We start from the raw sequence: 19,494 nt of genomic DNA on the forward strand, positions 1-19,494 counted from the left end.
CGCACGGAGCGCCTCGGCCGGACGGCCGTTTCCGCTGGTAGATCTCGGACTTCATGCCGGCTTACGGGAGGCGGAGGCGGGCCTGGACCGGCAGGTGGTCGCTCGGGTACTGGTGTCCGTCGCGGTAGGTGTTGGCCAGGGTGGCCAGCGCGGTGACGCCCGCGGAGGCGAGGATCCAGTCGTCGCGTTCGCCGTCGCGGATCAGGGGCTGATAGTTGTGAATCGTGGCCCAGGCGGGTCCGCGCCGAAGGGTTTCGGTCCAGGTGTCGCGCAGGCCGGCCCGGTCGACCAGGAGGCGGTAGACCTGGCTGCGCGGCTCGGCGGGGCTGTTGAAGTCGCCGGTCAGCACGATCGGCAGCGGGTCGAGGCGGGCGAGCCGGTCGCCGATGAGCGCCGCGGCCTGGCGGCGGGCGTTCTCGCTGACGTTGTCGAGGTGGGTGTTGACGGCGTAGAAGTGTCGGCCGGTCTCGAGGTCGGCGAAGAGCACCCAGGTGACCATGCGGATGTGGGCGGCGTCCCAGCCGATGGATCCGGGGACCTGCGGCGTCGCCGAGAGCCAGTAGTTGCCGGACTTCTGCGGCAGCAGCCGGGCCTTGTCGAAGAAGATCGCCATGTGCTCGCCGAGGTGGCCGCCCTCGCGGCCCAGGCCGATGTAGTCGTAGCCGGGGCCCAGGTCGCTCTCGATGTCGCGCAGCTGGCCGGCGAGGCCCTCCTGGGTGCCGAGCAGGTCGGGCCGCTCGCTCGTCAGCAGGGTGCGCATCACCGGGCGGCGCTGGGCCCAGGAGTTCGGCGGGACGCTACCGGCGAACCGGAGGTTGAAGGTCATGACGTCCAGGTCGGCCGTCGCCGGGGTGCCGGCGAGCACGTCCAGCGCGGACTCGGGCGGCGCGGGGCCGGCCACCGACGCGGCCGCGGGCGCCGCGGTGCCGAGAACGGCGAGTGCCGTGAGGATCAGCGATCGCGAGGCGAGGGCGCGAATCGGGGGCACCGCCCCACAGTAACAAGTAGATGATCACGTAGAGTGATCGAGAGCGATCGCCGGTCTGGTCCTTTCGACCGAGTTAGGGTTCGGATCATGTCTGAAGATCTCCTCTGGGGTGTCATCACGGCCGGCTCGCTGGGGACCGTGGCGACGATCAAGAAGGATGGGCGACCGCAGCTGTCGGACGTCAGCTACCACGCCGCCGACCGGCTCATCCGCTTCTCCACCAGGACGGCGCTCGCGAAGGTGCACAACCTGCGCCGCGACCCCCGGGTGAGCATGAAGGTCACCGCCCCGGGCGGTCACGGCTACGCGGTGGCCGAGGGCACGGCCGAGCTGAGCGCGGTGTCGTGGGCCCTCGACGACGCGGTGGTCGGGGAGCTGATCGAGGTCTACCGGCTGATCGCCGGCAAGGAGCACCCGGACTGGGACGACTACCGCCGGGCCATGGTGGCCGACGGCCGGCTGGTCGTCCACATCCACGTCGAGCACCTATACGGCTGGGTCCAGGGTTAGCGCATAGAGATAGAGGCGCGGCTCGGCCGGAAGGGTGATCGACCGCAGGCCCGCACCCACCGGGATGGTCGTCTCGAAGAGGTTCACCGGTGGGCCGTCGACGCCCTGGCCGGCCTTGATCCGGTGGTCCATCGCCAGCGCGGTCGTCGTGCCCGCGGCCGCGCTGCCGCACCAGTCCGCCACCGTGAGCGGCGCCTCGGCGGTCGTCCCGTCCTCGTAACCCAGGGTCAGCGCGCCGCTCACCGGGCCGTTGTGCGAGGTCAGAACGAGATGTATCGATCTTGAAGGGGTGGGCGGCAGCAGCAGCGGCCGGCCATTCGCCTGCACGAAATTCGGCGCGGTGCCCGACGGATCCGGCGCGTCGAAGGCCACCCCTCCCCACGTCACCGGGCCGGCCGCGGGCATCAGCGCCGCGTCGTAGCTCCACCCGCCGCCGTCGAAATTTCCCTCCGCCGGCGACGAGACTGTCGCGGTTCCGTCGCGGGTGAGCTCGCTGCCAAGATCCACGGCGCACCCGGACTCGCCGACAACAGCGCAGGTCAAAGGCTTCCTGACGATCAAGCTCGCCGTCGTTGCCTCCGGCTCGGTGCCACGGGCGCTCACCGAGACCGACATATCGTACGAGGAGAAGGCCGCCCCCGCCGGAGCCGAGACCGTCACCGCCCCTGAGGCGGCGGTCGGCTTGCGGTGGGAAACGATCGGTTGCGGTTGGCGAATGGAAACTTTCCACCCCTCGGGGGCGGCAACCGAAAGGTGCGGGCGCAGCACGCCGGGCGCCTGCCCGACGACGTCCACGGTCAGCGTCACGCTCCCGCCCGGCGCCAGCGCCGCCGAGGAGGGCCGGATCGACGCGTCGAGGTGGGTGCGCCCGTCCGCCGGCGCCTGGTTCACCGACGGCGGCTGGTCGGCCACCCCGGTCCCCCACGACGACGGCGCCGTCCCGAGGGTGTGCGCGATCGTCCCGCCCGAGCCGATCGCCGACCAGGGGATCCAGTTGTTGGGCAGCGAGGCGCCGTTGACCCGGACCCGCTGGACGTAGCGGTTGGCGTCCGAGGCACCGGGTGCGGTGATCCTGAGCGTGGTGGCGCCGACCGCGACCTCCGCCGACGGGAACTGCGGGCTCGACACCGCCAGGAAGTTCGCCCCGCTCATCGTCGGGTACAGCCCAAGCGACGAGAACACATACCAGGCGCTCATCGTGCCGAGGTCGTCGTTGCCGGTCATCCCGTCCGGCCCGGTGGTGAACAGGGTCATCGCCGCGCGCACGACGGTCGCGGTCTTCGCCGGCGCCCCCGCCCAGTGGTACATGTACGGCGCGAGCAGGTCGGGCTCGTTGTTCGGGTTGTAGGTCGGCTTGGCGTAGTAGTCGTAAGGGCTGGCGATCCATGCGGTCCGGGCCGTCCCCGCCGGATCCGTCAAGAGCGCCGCGTACGCGAAGAAGTCGTCCAGCCGCTTCTCGGCCGCGCCCCGGCCGCCCATCAGCCGCACCAGCCCGGCCGGGTCCTGCGGCACCAGCCACTGGTACTGATAGGCCCCGCCCTCGTGGAACTGCTCGGCGGCGCCCACCGGGTCGTACGGGGTCAGCCACGTCCCCGCCACCGTCCGCGGCCGGAACTGCTGGATCGAGGAGTCCCAGAGGTTGCGGTACCGCTGCCCGCGCCCCGCGAACATCGCCGCGTCCGCCGCCTTCCCCAGGCCCCGGGCCATCAGCGCGAGGGCCGCGTCCGCCGCCGCGTACTCGAGGGTGGCCGACGCCGGGTGCTGACAGTCGTTGTCGCCGCCCTTGGCCGCGCAGTCCGTCCCGAGCCGCAGCCCCGACGGGATGTAGCCGCGGGCGCTGTAGTAGTCGACCCCGGTCCGCCCGTTGTACGGCGACGACGCGGGCGGCTGGCTGGTCGCGTTGGCGCGCAGCAGCGCGTACGCCTCTTCTTCGTGCCCACGCAGCAACCCCTTCGACCAGGCCTCCACCAGGAACGGCGTGACCGGGTCGCCGGTCATGATGTTGGTTTCGCTGTCGGCGAGCGCCCACCGCGGCAGCCATCCGCCGTCGCGCCCGATCGCCACCACGGACAGTGCCACGTCCCGGGCCACCTCCGGGGTGAGCAGCTCGAGCAGCTGGTTCTGCGGCCGGTACGTGTCCCAGAGCGAGAAGTTCTGGTACGGCGTGTACCCGTCCGCCCGGTGCACGGCGCGGTCGAACCCGACGTACGACCCGTCGACGTCGCCGGCCAGGTTCGGGTGCAGCAGGGAGTGGTAGAGGGCGGTGTAGAAGGCGACTCTGCGGTCACCCGTACCCCCGCCGATCTTGATTTTGGCAAGAGCGGCCACCCACGTGGCGCGCAGCGACGCACGGACCCGGTCGAAGTCGAAGCCCTCGCCCGTCTCGGCGGCCAGGTTGGCGCGGGCGCCCGCGAGGCCGGTGTAGGACAGGCCCACCTTCACCGTGACATCGCGGTCGGCCGACGCGTCGAACGTGACGAAGGCGCCGTTACCACCCGTGCCCGCGGCATCCCTCGTGCCGGCATTCAGCGACGAGCCGCGCCAGGTGCCGAACGACGCGAACGGCCGGTCGAACCGCGCCGTGAAGTAGACGGTGTGGTCGTCCTTGCCGGCGCAGAAGTTGCCGGCGTGCACGCGCCCCTCGACGGTGCGGTCGCCGACCACGTGGATCTCGGAGTCGAAGACCGACTGGTTGGCCTTGCCGGTGTTGAACAGGATGTTCGCGGCCGCGGTGGAGGGGAACGCGTAGCGCTGCCAGCCGGTGCGCGGGGTCGCGGTCAGCTCCGCCGAGATCTGATATCTGGTCAGCCCGACCCGGTAGTAGCCCGGCGAGGCCTCCTCGTCGTCGTGCGAGTAGGCCGAGCGATAGGCGGCCGGGTCGACGCTCGTGATCGCGCCGGTCGTCGGCATGATCGGCAGCTCGCCGGCCACGCCGCAGCCGACCCCGGACAGGTGCGTCTGGCTGAAGCCGTAGATCGAGCTCTGCCGGTAGTCGTAGCCGCCCTGCCCGCCGGTGTCCGGGCTGACCTGCACCATCCCGAAGGGTGCGCTCGCGCCGGGGAAGGTGTTGCCGAAGTTCTCGGTGCCGACGAACGGGTTCACCAGGTCGACCGGGTCGGTGTTCGCCGCGACCGGCGCCACGGCGAGGCTCGCGGCGAGCAGGGCGGCCGAGATTGAGGGGAGCATCGCAACCTCCGGTGGTCTTCCGTCTCTATGACAACGTTGTCGGAGCAGTGACGAATGTCAATGGGACTGCATCCGAGTTGCACCCGGCGCCACAGGTTCTGCCCGGCGAAACCCTCAAGCGCGGCCCGCCGGTCCCGATCTCCGGTACATCCGTCCCTCCCGGGACGGACATCCGCCGAAGGACAACCCGACCGGAGAGCCCATGACAGGCAGGGTCGCGCTGAGCCGCTGGTCGCGGCTGTGCCTGGTGGTCGGCGCGGTCGTCGTCGCCTTCGCCGTGGTGCTCGGAGCGGTCGTGGGCGGCCCGCGCACCGCGCAGCTCGTCTCCAACTTCGGACTCAGCTACGCCGCGATCACCGCGGCCGTCGCCTGCCTGCTGCGGGCACACCAGTTCACCGGCCGGATGCGCTGGGGCTGGGCGTTCATCGGCCTGGGCGTGCTCAGCTGGGGGCTGGGGCAATGCGCCTGGGTCTACCTCGAGACGTTCCGCGGCGTCGAAGCGCCGTTCCCGTCGGCCGCCGACGTCGGCTACCTCGGGATGGTCGCGCTCACCCCGGCCGGCCTGCTGATCCTGCCGAGCCGCGCCCAGGCCCTCGCCAACCGCGTCCGCAGCGTGCTCGACGGCCTCATGGTCGCCGCCTCGCTCTCGCTGATCGCCTGGATCTTCGTGGTCGCGCCGCTGATCGAGGCCGGGCAGGACACCGCGCTCGCGCTCTACGTGAGCCTGACCTACCCGCTCGGCGACGTGGTCATCGTGACCATCGTGCTCTACATGCTCGCCCAGCAGCGGCGGCACGGGCGCACCTTCACGCACCTCGCGCTGGTCGGCGGCGGCATCGTCGCGTTCGCGGTCTCCGACATCGCCTACGCGTACCTCAACCTCAAGGGCGAGTACTCCTCGGGCGGCATCACCGACATCGGCTGGTTCGCCGGCTTCTCGCTGATCCTGCTCGCCGCGACCAAGCCCATCCCGGCGGCCACCGACGAGGAGCACGAAACCACCGACGGCGGCCAGCCGATCGGCATCCTGCTCCCCTACGTCGCGGTGCTCGCGGCCCTGTTCACCACCGTCGTCTGGTACGCCAAGACCGGGCACAGCAACCTCTTCGTCGCCTACACCCGGTCGGCGCTGATCCTGCTGATCGTGGGGCGGCAGCTGCTCACGCTCCGCGAGAACCGCGACCTCACCCGTACGCTCGAGGCGCGCGTCGCCGACCGCACCGCCGAGCTGTTCGCCAGCGAGCAGCGGTTCCACGCGCTCGTGCAGCACAGCTCGGACGTCGTCACCGTCGTCTCGCCCGAGGCGGACGTGCTGTACCAGAGCGAGTCGGTGCAGCGGGTCTTCGGCTATCCGGCGCGGGCGCTCACCGGGCGGCGGCTCACCAAGCTCGTCGACCCCGAGTCGGGCCTCCGGCTCGCCCAGGCGCTGCGGCAGGTCGCCGGCCGTCCGTACGCGACGACCGTGCTCGAGCTGGCGGTGCGGCACCGCGACGGCCGGGTCCGCCAGGCCGAGATGACCATCACGAACCTGCTCTCCGACCCGAGCGTCGCCGGGCTGGTGCTCAACACCCGCGACATCAGCGAGCGCAAGGAGCTCCAGGACCAGCTGGTGCACGAGGCGTACCACGACGCGCTCACCCAGCTCGCCAACCGCGCGCTGTTCCGCGAGCGGGTCGCCGAGGCGCTGCGCAAGCGCGGGCCCGCCGACGACGTCACCGTGCTCTTCCTCGACCTCGACGGCTTCAAGGAGGTCAACGACAGCCTCGGCCACCTCGCCGGCGACCAGCTGCTCGTGCAGGTCGCCGACCGGCTGCGCGCCTCGGTGCGCGACGGCGACCTGGTGGCCCGCTTCGGCGGCGACGAGTTCGCGGTGCTGGTCGAGTCGCCCTCCTCCGGCTCCGGCTCGGGCGACGAGGCGGAAGGCGTCGCGCAGCGCATCGTCGAGGTGCTCGAGCAGCCGTTCGGCAGCGACACCCGCGACATCCACGTGCAGGCCAGCATCGGCCTCGCCTCGGCCTCGAAGCTGGGCGAGCCCGAGGGCGACGTCGCCGAGCAGCTCATGCGCAACGCCGACCTGGCCATGTACAAGGCGAAGGCGGCCGGCGGCAGTTGCTACGCGGCGTACCACCCCGACATGCTCGCCGGGCTCGTCGCCCGGCTCGAGCTGGAGGCCGACCTGCGTCTCGCCCTCGAGCGCGGCCAGCTGCACCTGCACTACCAGCCCACGGTCGACCTGGCGACCAGCGAGGTCGTCGGCTTCGAGGCGCTCGCCCGCTGGCAGCATCCCGAGCGCGGCATGATCCCGCCGGCCGAGTTCATCCCGATCGCCGAGGCGACCGGCCTCATCGTGCCGCTGGGCCGCTGGGTGCTGCGCGAGGCCTGCCGCCGGGCGGTCGAGTGGAGCGCGGCGTCGGGTGGCCGGAAGGTCAAGATGGCGGTCAACGTCTCGGTGCGCCAGTTCGACCGCGCCGACCTGGTCGAGGTCGTCGCCGGGATCCTCGCCGAGACCGGCATGCCGGCTGACCAGCTCTGCCTCGAGATGACCGAGAGCGTGCTGATGACCGACACCGACGACAACCTCGAGCAGCTGCTGCGGCTCAAGGCGCTCGGCGTGACGCTCGCGATCGACGACTTCGGCACCGGCTACTCGTCGCTGGCCTACCTGCGCCGCTTCCCGGTCGACACCCTCAAGATCGACCGCTCGTTCGTGGAGCGCCTCGGCGCCCTCACCGACGACACCGCGCTGGCCGACACGATCGTCCAGCTCGGCAAGAGCCTCGGCATGGCCACGGTCGCCGAGGGAATCGAGGAGTTCGGCCAGCTCGCGGCGCTGCGCGAAATGGGCTGCCAGTTCGCGCAGGGCTACTACTTCTCCCGCCCGGTCCCGGCCGACGAGGCCGGCCGCCTGTTCCTCGACGGCGCCGACGCCGTCCGCTGAGCCCTCCCCGCCGTCCCCTTCGCCCATCCCCCGCCGTTCCCTTCGCCCGTCCCCTCCCGTCCGCGGCCGATGAGCCGCCACCAGAAGGAGCCGCATGAGCACCGGCACAATCGCCCTCACGACGAGCGCCGACGCCCCTGCCGCCTCCTGGCCGGCGGCGCTCCACCCCGACGCGTTGCGGTTGATCGACGTGCCCACGCCCTACCTGGTGACCGACCTCGACACAGTCGCGGCCCGGTATGCGGCGTTCAGCTCGGCGCTGCCCGGGGTTTCGACGTTCTACGCCATGAAGTGCAACCCGTCGCCGGAGATCCTGCGGACCCTCGCGGACCGGGGCGCGAGCTTCGAGGTCGCCTCGATCGGCGAGCTGCGGATGCTCCAGGCGCTCGGCGTCGACCCGGCCGCCGTGCTGCACAGCAACCCGGTCAAGCCGGTCGGCCAGATCGGCGCCGCGGCCAAGGCCGGCCTGTGGCGCTTCGCCTTCGACTCCCCCGGCGAGCTCGCCAAGATCTCCGAGGCCGCGCCCGGCGCGGCCGTCTACGTGCGCCTGCGCGTCGACGACAGCACCAGCGTCTTCCCGCTGTCGCACAAGTTCGGCACCGACGTCGAGGACGCCTACGACCTCATGCTGCTCGCGCAGCGGATGGGCCTGCGCCCCTACGGCGTCACCTTCCACGTCGGCTCCCAGTGCGAGAGCACCGGCGCGTGGCGCTCCGCGATCCGCGCGGCCGGCGAGCTGATGGGACGCCTGCTGGCCGACGGCATCACGCTGGAGATGCTCGACCTCGGCGGCGGCTTCCCCGCGCGGTACATCGCCGGCGAGCCCTCGATCGAGCAGATCGGCTCGGTGATCGCGGATGAGATCGCCGCCCTGCCCTACCGCCCCGCGCTGATCGCCGCCGAGCCCGGCCGCCATCTGGTGGCCGAATCCTCGGTCATGGCGGCCACCATCATCGGCCGCGAGATCCGCGGCGACGAGCATTGGCTGTTCCTCGAGGTGGGCGCCTACCACGGCCTGATCGAGCCGATGCAGACCGCCGGCGGCTGGGACTATCCGATGTGGAGCTCGATCGCCGGGCACGCTTCGGTGTCCCGCCTTCGCTACACGCTGACCGGGCCTACCTGCGACAGTTCCGACACCATCGCGTACGGGGTGGAGCTGCCGGCCACCCTCACGGTCGGGGACGTCCTCTACTTCGGATCGGCGGGCGCGTACACGCTGGCGTACGCGTCCTCCTTCAACGGTTTCCCGCCGCCCACGCCCCTCTTCGTCGGCGGCGAACGTTGATGACTTGCCGAACGCTGCGAACGGCATCTCATCAGGGCCCGACGCGCGAGCTCCTCCCTTGCCACTCGACGGGCTGAACCCGCTGTCCCCGCCGCCCACCGGGCCAGGCACCGTGCTGTCCTCACCCACCGGGCCTGGCGCCGCATCGTTGTCGCGGCCCGCCGGGCCCGGCGTCGCGGCGGTTGCCCCGCGGCAGGGCGGGCGGCGGGGCGGGCGGCGGCGGGCCGGGCCGGGCGGGATGCGGCGGGCCGGGCGGCTGCGCGAGCTGCTCGTCTCGGGGATCGTCGACTCGTTCGGCATGGCCCTGGGCTGGACCGTCGTGGTGCTGCTGGCGACCGCGCGGGGCGGGCTCGCCGAGGCCGCGCTCTACAACGCCGCCATGCTCGGCGGCGTCGTGCTGTCGGCGCCGGTCACCGGCTGGCTGTCGCGGCGGCTGAACGGCCGCACTCTTCTGCGCGGCGCCGCCGCCGTCGAGGCGCTGCTGCGCTTCGCGGTGCTCGGCGGCCTCGTCGCCGGCGCGCCGCCCGCGGTGGTCGCGGCGGGGATCGTCGTCATGCACGTGGCCGCCTGGGCCGGCTTCGCCGGGATGCGCGCCGAGGTGAGCGCCATCGACGCCTCGCCGCGCTCGATGACCCGTTACGCGGTCTGCATCGCGGGCGTCGAGGCCGCGGGCACAGCGCTGGCCGCCCTGCTGCCCAATGGTCCCGACGGCTACCCGACCGGCTGGCTGCTCCACGCCGTGTTCCTGGTCTACGTGGGCTCACTCCTGCCCACGGTGCTCACCGCCCGGCGCGCCCGGATCGCCGCCGGCCGCGCGGTGCTCACCCGCCCACGCGCGAAAGCGCCGCCCCTTGGAACCGGCTCCGCTCTCAGCAACCCCGCCCTCAGCAGTCCCGCCCTCAGCAGTCCCGCCCTCAGCAGTCCCGCCCACAGCAGCGCCGCCCCTGGCAGCCCCGCCCTCGGAACCGGCCCGGCCCTCGGTGCCCTTCCGAGCTCGGCCGACCGGCCGGCGCCCGGCGCTCGCTTCCGGCACTCGCGGCCGCGGCCCTTCCCGCTCCCCTCGCCGCGGCTGCTGGCTGCGGGTGGCAGCGTCATGCTGCTCGCCTCCGGGCCTGCGCTGCTGGCCATCCCGGTCACCGAGCAGCTGCACGGCGACGGGTGGGTGGCCGGCGCGGCGGTGGCGTTCAGCCTCGGCTGCCTGCTCTCCACCACCGCGGTCGAGTGGATCGGCAAGCTGCGGCTGCCGGTCGTGCTGCGCTGGTCGCTCTGGGGTCTGGGCATGCTTGCCGGCTGGATCCTCGCGCCCGCGTTCGCGCCGATGGTGCTGGTCGCGCAGTTCCTGGCCGGGCTGAGCCAGACGGCGTTCGAGGGCGACATGGACGCCCGGGTGGCGGCCGACGCCTCGCCGGAGTCGGTCACCCGGCACCTCGCCTACGCGGCGTCGGTGCGGGCCCTCGGCGGGGCGATCGCCGTGCGGACGATGCCGATGCTCGTCGCCGCCTCGGCGATCGGCGCCGTGGCCAGCGCCGCGAGCCTCGTCCTCGGCATCACGGCCGTCGTCGTCTGGGCCGGGCTGACCACCGCCCCGCACGTCTTCCGCCGCCTCGCACACTAAGCCCCGCCACTCCAAGCCATCCGCCCCACCAAGCCGCCCGACCCGCCATTAATTCGCTTGACCGGGCGACAGCGTCTCGACAGACTCCTCGGCATGACAACCCCGCAGCGCATCGTGTGTCCCTCCGGTGCTGTGCGTGGTCTGCCGGGCTGATGACCCTCTAGCAAGCGACGCGCACCCCTGATGCACCGGGACTCATCGATCCCGGAGTTGGCCTTGCATGTCGTCGTATCGTTTGTATCTGTTGATCTGCGGCCTGGGCTCGTTTGCCGCCAAGGTTGCCTTCACACTGAACCTTGTCTATCAAGCCACCGTTGTCGGCCTTTCGCCCCTGCAACTGGTGCTGGTCGGCACGGTGATGGAGGGCGTCTGCTTCATCGCGCAGGTGCCTACCGGAGTGATCGCCGACGTGGTCAGCCGGCGGCTTTCCGTCATCATCGGCTATCTGCTGATGGGCGCCGGTCTGCTGATCTGGGGGCTGGTGCCCACATTCGCGGCGATTATGGTCGCCAACGTGGTGTGGTCCATCGGCGCGGTCTGCGTCGACGGCGCTGAGGAGGCGTGGGCCGCCGACGAGATCGAGCCCGAGCGGGTCACCACCGCCTTCCTGCGGGGCGCCCAGATCGGACAGGCCGCCTCGCTGCTGGGCATCGTGACGGCCGTCGGTCTCGCGTACGCGGGATTGGCGGTTCCCATCGTCGCGGGCGGCTTGTTGACGCTGGCTCTCGGCGTACTCCTCATCGTGGTGATGAAAGAGCGACGTTGGACGCCCGCCGCGACCACCACGGGGTCCTGGCGCTCGATGGGCCGCCAGGTCGTGGCCGGCGGCCGCGCGATCCGCGGGAGCACGCTGCTGGCCTGCATCGTGGCCGGCACCTTCTTCGCGGGACTGAGCAGCGAAGGTTTCGACCGGCTCAGCCAGCCGTTCCTGCTGCCGTTCCTCGGCGACCGGCCGATCGAGCTGGTGTTCGGCGGGCTCGCCATGGTCGCGGCGCTCGGCTCGATCGCGGCGACCGGGCTGGCCGGGCGCCGGCTCGAGAAGGCGGGGTCGATCGGCGACGGCGGGGACCCGCGGCGGGTGGGACGGCTGCTCGCGGCGGTCAACCTGGTCACCGCGGCCGCGATGATCGGGTTCGGGCTGAGCGGGCAGTGGTGGGTAGCGGTGCCGCTCTACCTGCTCGTGCGGCTGCTGCGGGACACCGCCGACCCGATCATGAGCGTGTGGCTGGTGTCGGCGACCGCGCCCGGGTCACGGGCCACGGTGTTCTCGATCCAGGCGCAGGCCGACGCGCTGGGCCAGATCGCCGGCGGTCCGCCGGTCGGCGCGGTGGCCCAGCGCGCGTCGATCGGCGCCGGCATCTCGGTGGCGGGGCTGTTCCTGCTGCCGGCGGTGGCGCTGTTCGGCCTGGCCGTGCGCCGGTCGCCGGCCGAGCCGGTGCCGGAGTCAGGGCCGGTGCCGGAGTCAGGGCCAGTGCCGGGGGCAGGGCCGGCGCCGGGGGCAGGGCCGGCGCCGGGGGCAGGGCCGGCGCCGGCAGCAGGGTCCGAGCCGGAGTCAGGGCCGGTGCGGCCCGACGTGGTCGTCGAGCCACTCGCGTAGCGGCCAGCTCTTCCGGAAGAACTCCACGATCCGGCTCTGCGCCTTTGCGGTGCCGAGCCAGGCCGCGGGCTCCCACTCCGTCCAGGTGGTGATTCCCTTGTGGCGCAGGAGATCCACCCGGGGGTGATCCTTCGGATAGCCCCTGGGTGCGGTCTTCAGGCTGCCGTGCCCGTGCACGCCGACCTCGCCGCCGATGACCGCGATCAGGTCGGCGAGCTGCTTGCCGGTGCGGTCGTTGGCGACGGCCTTGCGGTAGCGGTCGAGCTGGTCGGGCTCGAGCTGATACATGCCGCAGCCGGCCGCGAGCCCGTCCGCGGACAGCTGGATGTATCCGCCCCTCTCCAGCCACGCACCGAGATGCGTCTTGTAGGGCGACTTGTCGTTGCTGAACCGCACGTCACGGTACGGCCGGAAGATCTTCCCCGGCCCGAACTCCGGCTCCAGGGCCGCGAGCAGCTCTTGCATGGGGCCGCGCACCTTCTCCTCGTAGAAGGCGAGGCGGGCGGACCAGTAGGTCTTGGAATTGTCGGCGGTCAGGCCCTCGTAGAACTCGAGCGCCTCACTCGGCCAGCCACGGAACGTCACCCCGCGAGTCTCACGCAAAGCCGGGCGCCGGCGCCAGCGCCGCGCCCGAGCCTCTACCGGGCCGTGCTTGATTCGTCGCTGTCCAGGAGCGGGCCGAGTTGGTGAAGCAGTTGCTGGGTGCTGACGTTCGGCGGCAACTCGATCGTGAGGTCGATGCCCTCGCCCTTGACGGTGAGCACCATCGGCGGTGTGTCCTGACCCAGGCGCCAGCGGCGGATGGCTCCGGCGAGGGCGGGTGCGTACTGCTTCAGCGTGGCCAGCGTGACCACGCTGGCGGTGAAGTTGATGCCCTCGATCGCCAGCACGATGCCCGCGAGGTCACGCACTCCTTCGTAGGGGAACGCCGTCTCCTGGACGATCTCTGTGGGTAAGTCCAGCCGGACGGTTCTCATCGTCGCCCCTCACGCGTGCTGCAATGTCCTTACAAGTCTCGGTAGTCAAGCGGCGAAGCTCCGGTGCGCCCCGTTCGCCGGTGACGTATCCCTGGACATGCCGGATGCCGCGCTTGTGAATTTGCCTCAGGGTAATCGGCGACTCGTCATCGACGCCCTCGACGATCACGACGCGTGGGGTGGGCGTCTCTCCTCGCTCGACCGGGTCACGCGCCAGGGCAACGACAAGGTCGAGCTCCTGAAGCGCCAGCCGGTGGTGGAGGATCCCCCGATCGACCTTGATCTGGGTCAGCGGCAACTCGGCGACGCGCGACACGGAGGCGTAGCCGGCTCCGAAATCATCCACGGCGAAGACCACGCCGACGTCCCGGACGATTCCGGCCAGCCGATTGTGGAAGTAGGTGTGTGGCGCCCCTCGCCACTGCTCGCCGTCCCAAGGCTCGATGGCGTCCCGCTCGGCGATCTCCAGCGTGACCGAGCCGGCGTCGAGGTGGAGCTCGGCGATGGTCTCCCGCAACGTGTCGACATAGGAGTCGTTCAGCAACGAGCGCACCGAGACATTCACCGAGACCGGCTTCGGCACGTCCCATGGACCAGCGGCGTGCGCGGCGACATAGCTCGACAGCGCCTTCCGAAGGATGATCTTGTCGCGCTCGACCACGAAGTGATCTCCCCAGGTGCGGGCCACCTCGAGCATCTTGAACGGAGCGCTTTGATCCCCGATGGCGCGCCGGGCCAGCGCCTCGTAGCTGTGGACGCCGACCTGAGCGGGCTTCTCTCGATGGTGATCACGGGCTGGAAGACGATGTGGAAGGACTCCAGCAGCCGTCGATAGAGATCGAGGCACCGATCGAACAGCTCGGCGGGAAGACGGCCGAAAGCCGCGCGGAGCGCGGTCAACACCTGTATCTCGGCCTCGGCCGGAGACGCTGCGAAGTCGGCTCGCCAGACGGTTTCGAGCACCTTCGCGCCCGCCTGTTCCAGCTGCAGCAATGAATCGGGCGGATTGACGATCGCGAGAAAGGTCTCGCCGTTCCGGTCCAGCGGAGCACACCAGAGCTTCCGCGTGGCGTCCTCGGCCACGTGACCGAACCCGTGGCACGAGTCTTCATCCGGGAGGCGGATGAGGTGGCGCACGCGCTCCAGGTCGAACCGGGCGGTTTGGTCCATCGCGATGAATTCGCCGTCCGAGCGGCTGACGTAGGCCACTTCGCCGGCCTCGACGGCCGACCCTCAGGTACTCGACCCGAGACGTGGTGGTGCTCGTGCTCTGCGCGGCATGTGCGCCGGCGATGGACGACCGTTCCCGCGCCATCCGCGCCAGGCGGCCGATGAGGCTCCGCACGCCGGCCGACTGCCGGTCGAGGGGAGACTGGAGCGCGCGTACCACGACGGCGTCATCGGCCGGAGGTGGCGTCGGTGTCGGGCGAGCCTTGACCGAAATGAGGGCATCCGGGCGGGTGAGCACGGTGGTCCCTCGCGAATGCAGGACCACGCGCGGCTCGGGGTCGAGTCCCTGAGCCGAGACGTAATTGGCCATCGATTCGAACGTCACCATGCCCCGCTCGTCGAGGGCCTGGCCCCGGAGCGCTCGAAGCACCTGGTGGGTCAGCAGTCCATGCCGGCCGGCGGGATCCTCGCGGGCGAACTCGTCCTCGGCGCAGGCGGCGAGCATGGAGTGCCGCGCGTCGTTCCGTCCGGCGAAACTGATCATGTCGACGCCGCCGGCGCCGGCGAGGCTCCCAGCCCGGCAGCAGTCGAGGATCGACAAGGCTGTGCCGGCGAAAAGCGGAAGGACGTCGCGAACCAGGAACGCCATCCTCAGTCCCGCGTCCGGATCGTCGGAAAGCCTGGACACATCGAGGTCCGGAGTCACCAAGTAGACGTCGGTGCCATGACTCCAGGACGGGGCGACCGTGTGGCCGGCGAAATAGAAGAGCAATAAGTCGGACGGGCGGGAGCCGATCGCGATTCGGCGGAGGCTGGCCTTGATTTCGGTAGCGCCCGCTTCGGGTCCGAGGAAAAGGTGGACGTCGCCGGGATCGAAGGTGCCGATGTCGGGGTCGCAGAGCACATCCCGTACGGCCTGCGCGTCGCGCTGCGCGTACCGCAGGTCCGGCGCCGTGGAGCCGGTGCCTGGGCCATCCACACCGATGGCCACCACGTGGCGCCGTCCTGCCACTGAAATCTCCGAAGTCGAGCGTTACTCCGCCAGCGCCGACGAATTGCGCGCGCAGTGATACTAGCGATCAGGAGCCGCCAAACAAGCTCGATCAAGTCGAACGACAATTCCCGATGAGCATGAATGCTATTCATCTACGTACCCATTGCTGTCGTCGACAACAAATAGGCAGTCGCCTGTTGGTGGAACGTTCGATATGTACCTTTCGAGCAGGTCGACTGCGCCCCCGCCCTCCGCGTTGGCCACCGCAGCGTGATCGTGTCCTGACTGGATCGTCGACAGCCCTGCCGCCACTCGAAAGTGTGACCGAGACGCGGCTCACAGTCGGATCACGTCGGCAGCGCCCCCGCAAAGACGCCGCACGAGGCCCGCTTTGCGCCGCCGAGGACATGTGCCAATTGCACAGCACGGTGGACGGCAAAGCGGCGGCACAGGGAGGTTGGCACTGGACCGGACACGATCTGTCTGATCAGCGCCTCAGATCAACTTCATGATGCTTTCGTACGGGTGGAAGCGTTGGGCTCGCCTGCCGGGGACTTCGGGGCGAGGCGGTCCTGTCCGACAGGACGCGGTGGGTGTCCAAGATGTTCGAGGTCGCGGCCGGGACGGTCCTGCGTGTGGGCGCCGGGCATTTGTCGTGTCGCAGTGACGGTGACCGGGCAAGTGACGAGTTGCGCCGGCTGGACGCGCTGCGCGATTGGCCCGAGACGCCGCGGGGTGTAGGGCGGTTTCTCGTACGGGTCTGGCCCGCTCTCCGACCGCATGCCCGGCGCGGGCGCTATGGCCGTGACCCACCGCTCAGGTCGCCGGCGCGCCGGGTGCCCTTCTGTGCCCGTACCTCTGCGTCTTTTTGCTTGTTCCGGAACCGTGACCTGATCTCATGGCCGACCTGCGCGGTCTTTATCCGTCAAGATCGGGAAGCGCTTCCTGAGCCTCTAGCAGGCATTGACATGCGCCGAAACGGCGGTTCACAGTGTCGTATCGAAGAGCGCTTTCACAGCCCGTTCCCCGACGGGACATCGCTCGGAAACATCCCCCAAAGCAGGAGTCGCCCCATGACATCCCCAGTCCTGGACGGGCTCGGGACGCGCCGGCGCCGGCCGTCACCGACCCGATTCCTCGCCTTCACCGCCGGATTGGCCGGCCTGCTGGCGACCTTCCTCATCGCCGCCTCGCCCAACGCCAACGCCGCCGAAGTGGTCGTCTCGCAGGGCAAGCCGGCCACCGCGTCGTCGTCCGAGGTCGCCGGCGCCTATCTGGCGTCGGAGGCCAACGACGGCAACAACGGCACCCGGTGGGCCAGCACGTGGTCGGCCGCGCAGTGGTGGCAGGTGGATCTCGGCGCCACCACGTCGGTGAGCCGGATCGCGATCAACTGGGAGGCCGCGTACGCGACGGCCTTCACCATTCAGTTCTCCACCAACGGCTCCACCTACACCCAGGCGTACGCGACCACCACCGGCACGGGCGGCCAGCAGAGCATCGCGGTCTCCGGCAGCGCCCGGTACGTGCGGATCAACCTGACCACGCGGGCCCTGGCGGCCTACGGGTACTCCATCTGGGAGTTCCAGGTCTTCTCGGGCGGGACCACGACGCCGACCACGCCGCCGACCACGCCGACCACCACTCCGCCCACCTCGAGCGGCGGGGCGAAGCTGCTCTCCTACAACAAGCCGGCGCGGGCGTCGTCGGAGCAGAACGACGCCAACTGCAACCCGTGCACGCCGGACAAAGCGTTCGACAACGACCCGGCTTCGCGATGGGCCACCAGCCCCACCACCGGCTGGGTCGACCCGGGCTGGATCTACGTGGACCTCGGCGCGACCGCGCAGGTGAGTCAGGTCGTCCTCCAGTGGGATCCGGCCTTCGGGCGGGCCTACCAGATCCAGGTCTCCGGCGACGCTGCGAATTGGTCGACGATCTACTCGACCACGACCGGGGACGGGTTCAAGGACGTCATCAACGCCACCGGCAGCGGGCGCTACGTGCGGATGTACGGCACCGCTCGCAGCGGAGCGTACGGCTACTCGCTGTGGGAGTTCAGCGTCTACGGCACGGGCGGCAACCCGACGGCTCCGCCCGCCAAGCCCGCCGACCCGACCTTCCCGGCCACCCGGCTGGTCTTCTCCGACGAGTTCAACGGCGCAGCCGGCACGCGGGTCGACCAGTCGAAGTGGACGATCGACCCGGGCACCGGGCAGAACGGCGAGGCCGAGTACTACACCAACGGCGACAACGCGGCCACGGACGGCCAGGGCCACCTTGTCATGACGGCCCGCAAGGAGACCGTGGGCGGCCGCGACTACACGTCACACCGGATGAACACGGGCGGCAAGTTCACCTTCCAGTACGGCCGGGTCGAGGCGCGCATCAAGGTGCCGAAGGGCCAGGGCTTCTGGCCGGCGTTCTGGATGATGGGCGCCGACTTCCTCACCGGGCGGCCGTGGCCGTACAACGGCGAGGTCGACATCATGGAGGTCCTCGGCAAGGACACGTTCACCAGCTACTCGACGCTGCACGCGCCGATGTACAACGGCGGGGGTGGCTACGGCGGCTCGTACAAGGCCGCCGGGAACGCCGACCTGTCCAACGACTTCCACACGTGGGCTGCCGAGTGGGACAGCAAGGGCATCAAGTACTTCCTCGACAATACCCAGGTCTTCTACGCCAGCAAGGAGACGGTGGAGAACACCCGGGGCGCGTGGATCTTCGACCACCCGTTCTACATCATCCTGAACCTCGCGGTCGGCGGTGACTGGCCCGGTCCGGTCGACGCCACCACGCCGTTCCCCTCGCAGATGCTCGTGGACTACGTCCGCGTCTACCAGTGACGGCTCGGGCGGGGTCGCGTCTCGCGGCCCCGCCCCTTCCCCGAAGGGCTACACCGATGCGAAAGCTTGTCGCAGCGGTGGTGCTGGCTGCCGCCGCTATTCTGATCATCCCCACCACCTCCGCCTCCGCGGCCGACACTCTGATCTCACAGGGCAAGGCCGCTACGGCCTCGTCCACCGAGTCGGGGGCGTTTCCGGCCTCCAACGCCGTGGACGGCAACTTCGGGACGCGCTGGTCGAGCGCGTTCAGCGATCCACAGTGGCTCCAGGTCGACCTCGGCGCCACCGCGACCGTCACCTCGGTGCTGATCGACTGGGAGGCGGCGTACGCCCGGAGCTTCAGCGTCAAGGTCTCGTCCAACGGGAGCTCGTGGAGCAACCTCTACTCAACCACCTCCGGGGCCGGCGGTCGCCAGACTCTGACGGTCAGCGGCTCGGGGCGATATGTCCGGTTGGAGACCACTGCCCGCGCCACGCAGTGGGGCGTGTCGCTCAATGAGTTCCAGGTATTCGGCAGTGGCGGGTCTGCGGGGACGCCGACCATCCCACCGGGCGCCGTGCGAGTGGCTGAGTTCCTCGCTGACTGCCCGGCGAGTCACCGGCTGCCCGACGATCCGATCATCTTCCCGGGCCTGCCCGGCGCCTCACACATGCACAGCTTCTTCGGAAGTGTCGGGGCAAACGCCTACTCGACGGTCGACACGCTGCTCAACGCGAACAGCAACTGCAACCCGTCGATCGACAAGTCGGCCTACTGGATTCCGACCTTCTACAACAACGACGTCCCGGTCGAGCCGACCACCGGCGTCTTCTACTACCTCGGCGAGGGCGTGAGCGACGCCCTGATCGCGCAGACCCAGCCCCTGCCGCTCGGCCTGCGGATCGTCGCCGGCAACGCCAAGGCGACCGGTCCGGGCGACAACACGATCGCGCGCTGGTCGTGCCTGGGCGCCGGCGAGGTCAACCCGTCGACGAACTTCGTCACCTGCCCGGCCGGCTCGATGCTGGAGTCGTACCTGGACTTCCCGCACTGCTGGGACGGCGTTCACCTGGACTCGGCCGATCACAAGAGCCACATGGCCTACCCGGTGAACAACGCCTGCCCGGCCACCCACCCGGTCGTGGTGCCGAAGCTGCGGCAGGTCATGCGCTACCCGGTCAACGGCAACCCGGCCAGCTTCCGACTGGCGTCCGGGCCCGGCTACACGATGCACGGCGATTTCTTCAACGCGTGGCCGGCCGACGAGATGGCGCGGCGGGTCACCAACTGCATCCGCATCATCGTCAAGTGCGGCGCGGACGGACGGCCCTGAGATGAGCAGGGGCGTCGCCGCGGGTGACGGCGGCGCCTCACGCCGTGAGAGCGCTCTCCAGGCGTTCCC

14 protein-coding genes are annotated in these 19,494 nt (G+C 70.5%); 8 read left to right on the forward strand and 6 right to left on the reverse strand.

Going from position 1 to position 19,494, the window contains the following annotated elements; translation table 11 throughout:
- Positions 1-61: 61 nt before the first annotated feature.
- Entirely contained in the window at positions 62-988 is a 927-nt protein-coding gene (locus ACIA5D_RS26120) for an endonuclease/exonuclease/phosphatase family protein (protein WP_396032811.1), read from the reverse strand.
- 87 nt (positions 989-1,075) lie between these two features.
- Between ACIA5D_RS26120 and ACIA5D_RS26125 the strand changes: the two genes are divergently transcribed.
- Positions 1,076-1,498, forward strand: coding sequence for a PPOX class F420-dependent oxidoreductase (locus ACIA5D_RS26125; RefSeq protein WP_396032812.1), 423 nt, complete (start codon positions 1,076-1,078; stop codon positions 1,496-1,498).
- Here the strand turns inward: ACIA5D_RS26125 and ACIA5D_RS26130 are convergent.
- The gene (locus tag ACIA5D_RS26130; RefSeq protein WP_396032813.1) at positions 1,475-4,684 is read right to left on the reverse strand and encodes a GH92 family glycosyl hydrolase; all 3,210 of its coding nucleotides are present in this window, start codon (positions 4,682-4,684) and stop codon (positions 1,475-1,477) included. The two genes, ACIA5D_RS26125 and ACIA5D_RS26130, sit on opposite strands and share 24 nt — an antisense overlap.
- Positions 4,685-4,886: 202 nt before the next feature.
- Between ACIA5D_RS26130 and ACIA5D_RS26135 the strand changes: the two genes are divergently transcribed.
- The 4 genes from ACIA5D_RS26135 to ACIA5D_RS26150 all read left to right on the forward strand — a co-directional run bounded on the left by ACIA5D_RS26135 (position 4,887) and on the right by ACIA5D_RS26150 (position 12,122).
- Positions 4,887-7,622, forward strand: a complete 2,736-nt coding sequence (locus ACIA5D_RS26135; RefSeq protein ID WP_396032814.1) for a putative bifunctional diguanylate cyclase/phosphodiesterase — start codon at positions 4,887-4,889, stop codon at positions 7,620-7,622.
- A 94-nt stretch (positions 7,623-7,716) separates the two neighbouring features.
- On the forward strand, positions 7,717-8,910 hold the full coding sequence (locus ACIA5D_RS26140; RefSeq protein WP_396032815.1) for a type III PLP-dependent enzyme: 1,194 nt from the start codon (positions 7,717-7,719) through the stop codon (positions 8,908-8,910).
- Positions 8,911-8,968: 58 nt separating this feature from the next.
- A complete protein-coding gene (locus ACIA5D_RS26145; RefSeq protein WP_396032816.1) occupies positions 8,969-10,525 on the forward strand; it encodes a hypothetical protein in 1,557 nt (518 codons plus the stop codon).
- Between the two features lie 220 nt (positions 10,526-10,745).
- Positions 10,746-12,122: an MFS transporter gene (locus tag ACIA5D_RS26150; protein ID WP_396032817.1), complete on the forward strand. Its 1,377-nt coding sequence runs from the start codon at positions 10,746-10,748 to the stop codon at positions 12,120-12,122.
- Here the strand turns inward: ACIA5D_RS26150 and ACIA5D_RS26155 are convergent.
- The 3 genes from ACIA5D_RS26155 to ACIA5D_RS26165 are packed head-to-tail and all read right to left on the reverse strand — an operon-like array spanning position 12,078 to position 13,946.
- The gene (locus ACIA5D_RS26155; protein WP_396032818.1) at positions 12,078-12,707 is read right to left on the reverse strand and encodes a DUF2461 domain-containing protein; all 630 of its coding nucleotides are present in this window, start codon (positions 12,705-12,707) and stop codon (positions 12,078-12,080) included. The genes ACIA5D_RS26150 and ACIA5D_RS26155 overlap by 45 nt on opposite strands.
- A gap of 53 nt (positions 12,708-12,760) precedes the next feature.
- The gene (locus ACIA5D_RS26160; RefSeq protein ID WP_396032819.1) at positions 12,761-13,033 is read right to left on the reverse strand and encodes a hypothetical protein; all 273 of its coding nucleotides are present in this window, start codon (positions 13,031-13,033) and stop codon (positions 12,761-12,763) included.
- Positions 13,026-13,946 (reverse strand): EAL domain-containing protein, encoded by a 921-nt coding sequence (locus tag ACIA5D_RS26165; RefSeq protein WP_396032820.1) that lies wholly within the window; start codon positions 13,944-13,946, stop codon positions 13,026-13,028. Before ACIA5D_RS26165 ends, ACIA5D_RS26160 begins: the two co-directional genes overlap by 8 nt.
- On the opposite strand from ACIA5D_RS26165, the gene ACIA5D_RS26170 reads away from it, so the two are divergent.
- Positions 13,907-14,095: a hypothetical protein gene (locus tag ACIA5D_RS26170; RefSeq protein ID WP_396033093.1), complete on the forward strand. Its 189-nt coding sequence runs from the start codon at positions 13,907-13,909 to the stop codon at positions 14,093-14,095. The genes ACIA5D_RS26165 and ACIA5D_RS26170 overlap by 40 nt on opposite strands.
- A 112-nt stretch (positions 14,096-14,207) precedes the next feature.
- On the opposite strand, the gene ACIA5D_RS26175 is transcribed toward ACIA5D_RS26170, so the two are convergent.
- A complete protein-coding gene (locus ACIA5D_RS26175) occupies positions 14,208-15,281 on the reverse strand; it encodes a caspase domain-containing protein (RefSeq protein ID WP_396032821.1) in 1,074 nt (357 codons plus the stop codon).
- Positions 15,282-16,336: 1,055 nt separating this feature from the next.
- Here ACIA5D_RS26175 and ACIA5D_RS26180 point away from each other — a divergent pair.
- Positions 16,337-18,112, forward strand: coding sequence for a discoidin domain-containing protein (locus ACIA5D_RS26180; protein ID WP_396032822.1), 1,776 nt, complete (start codon positions 16,337-16,339; stop codon positions 18,110-18,112).
- A gap of 56 nt (positions 18,113-18,168) precedes the next feature.
- Positions 18,169-19,425, forward strand: coding sequence for a DUF1996 domain-containing protein (locus ACIA5D_RS26185; protein ID WP_396032823.1), 1,257 nt, complete (start codon positions 18,169-18,171; stop codon positions 19,423-19,425).
- The last annotated feature ends 69 nt before the right edge of the window (positions 19,426-19,494 follow it).

It is taken from the genome of Actinoplanes sp. NPDC051513 (assembly GCF_044454685.1).
GTDB lineage: Bacteria > Actinomycetota > Actinomycetes > Mycobacteriales > Micromonosporaceae > Actinoplanes.

Excerpts from the sequence above, each read along its gene's own strand:
- ACIA5D_RS26135 (WP_396032814.1), top strand. The coding sequence starts at position 4,887 with ATGACAGGCAGGGTCGCGCTGAGCCGCTGGTCGCGGCTGTGCCTGGTG.
- ACIA5D_RS26150 (WP_396032817.1), top strand. The coding sequence starts at position 10,746 with ATGTCGTCGTATCGTTTGTATCTGTTGATCTGCGGCCTGGGCTCGTTT.
- ACIA5D_RS26130 (WP_396032813.1), bottom strand. The coding sequence starts at position 4,684 with ATGCTCCCCTCAATCTCGGCCGCCCTGCTCGCCGCGAGCCTCGCCGTG.
- ACIA5D_RS26185 (WP_396032823.1), top strand. The coding sequence starts at position 18,169 with ATGCGAAAGCTTGTCGCAGCGGTGGTGCTGGCTGCCGCCGCTATTCTG.
- ACIA5D_RS26180 (WP_396032822.1), top strand. The coding sequence starts at position 16,337 with ATGACATCCCCAGTCCTGGACGGGCTCGGGACGCGCCGGCGCCGGCCG.
- ACIA5D_RS26125 (WP_396032812.1), top strand. The coding sequence starts at position 1,076 with ATGTCTGAAGATCTCCTCTGGGGTGTCATCACGGCCGGCTCGCTGGGG.
- ACIA5D_RS26140 (WP_396032815.1), top strand. The coding sequence starts at position 7,717 with ATGAGCACCGGCACAATCGCCCTCACGACGAGCGCCGACGCCCCTGCC.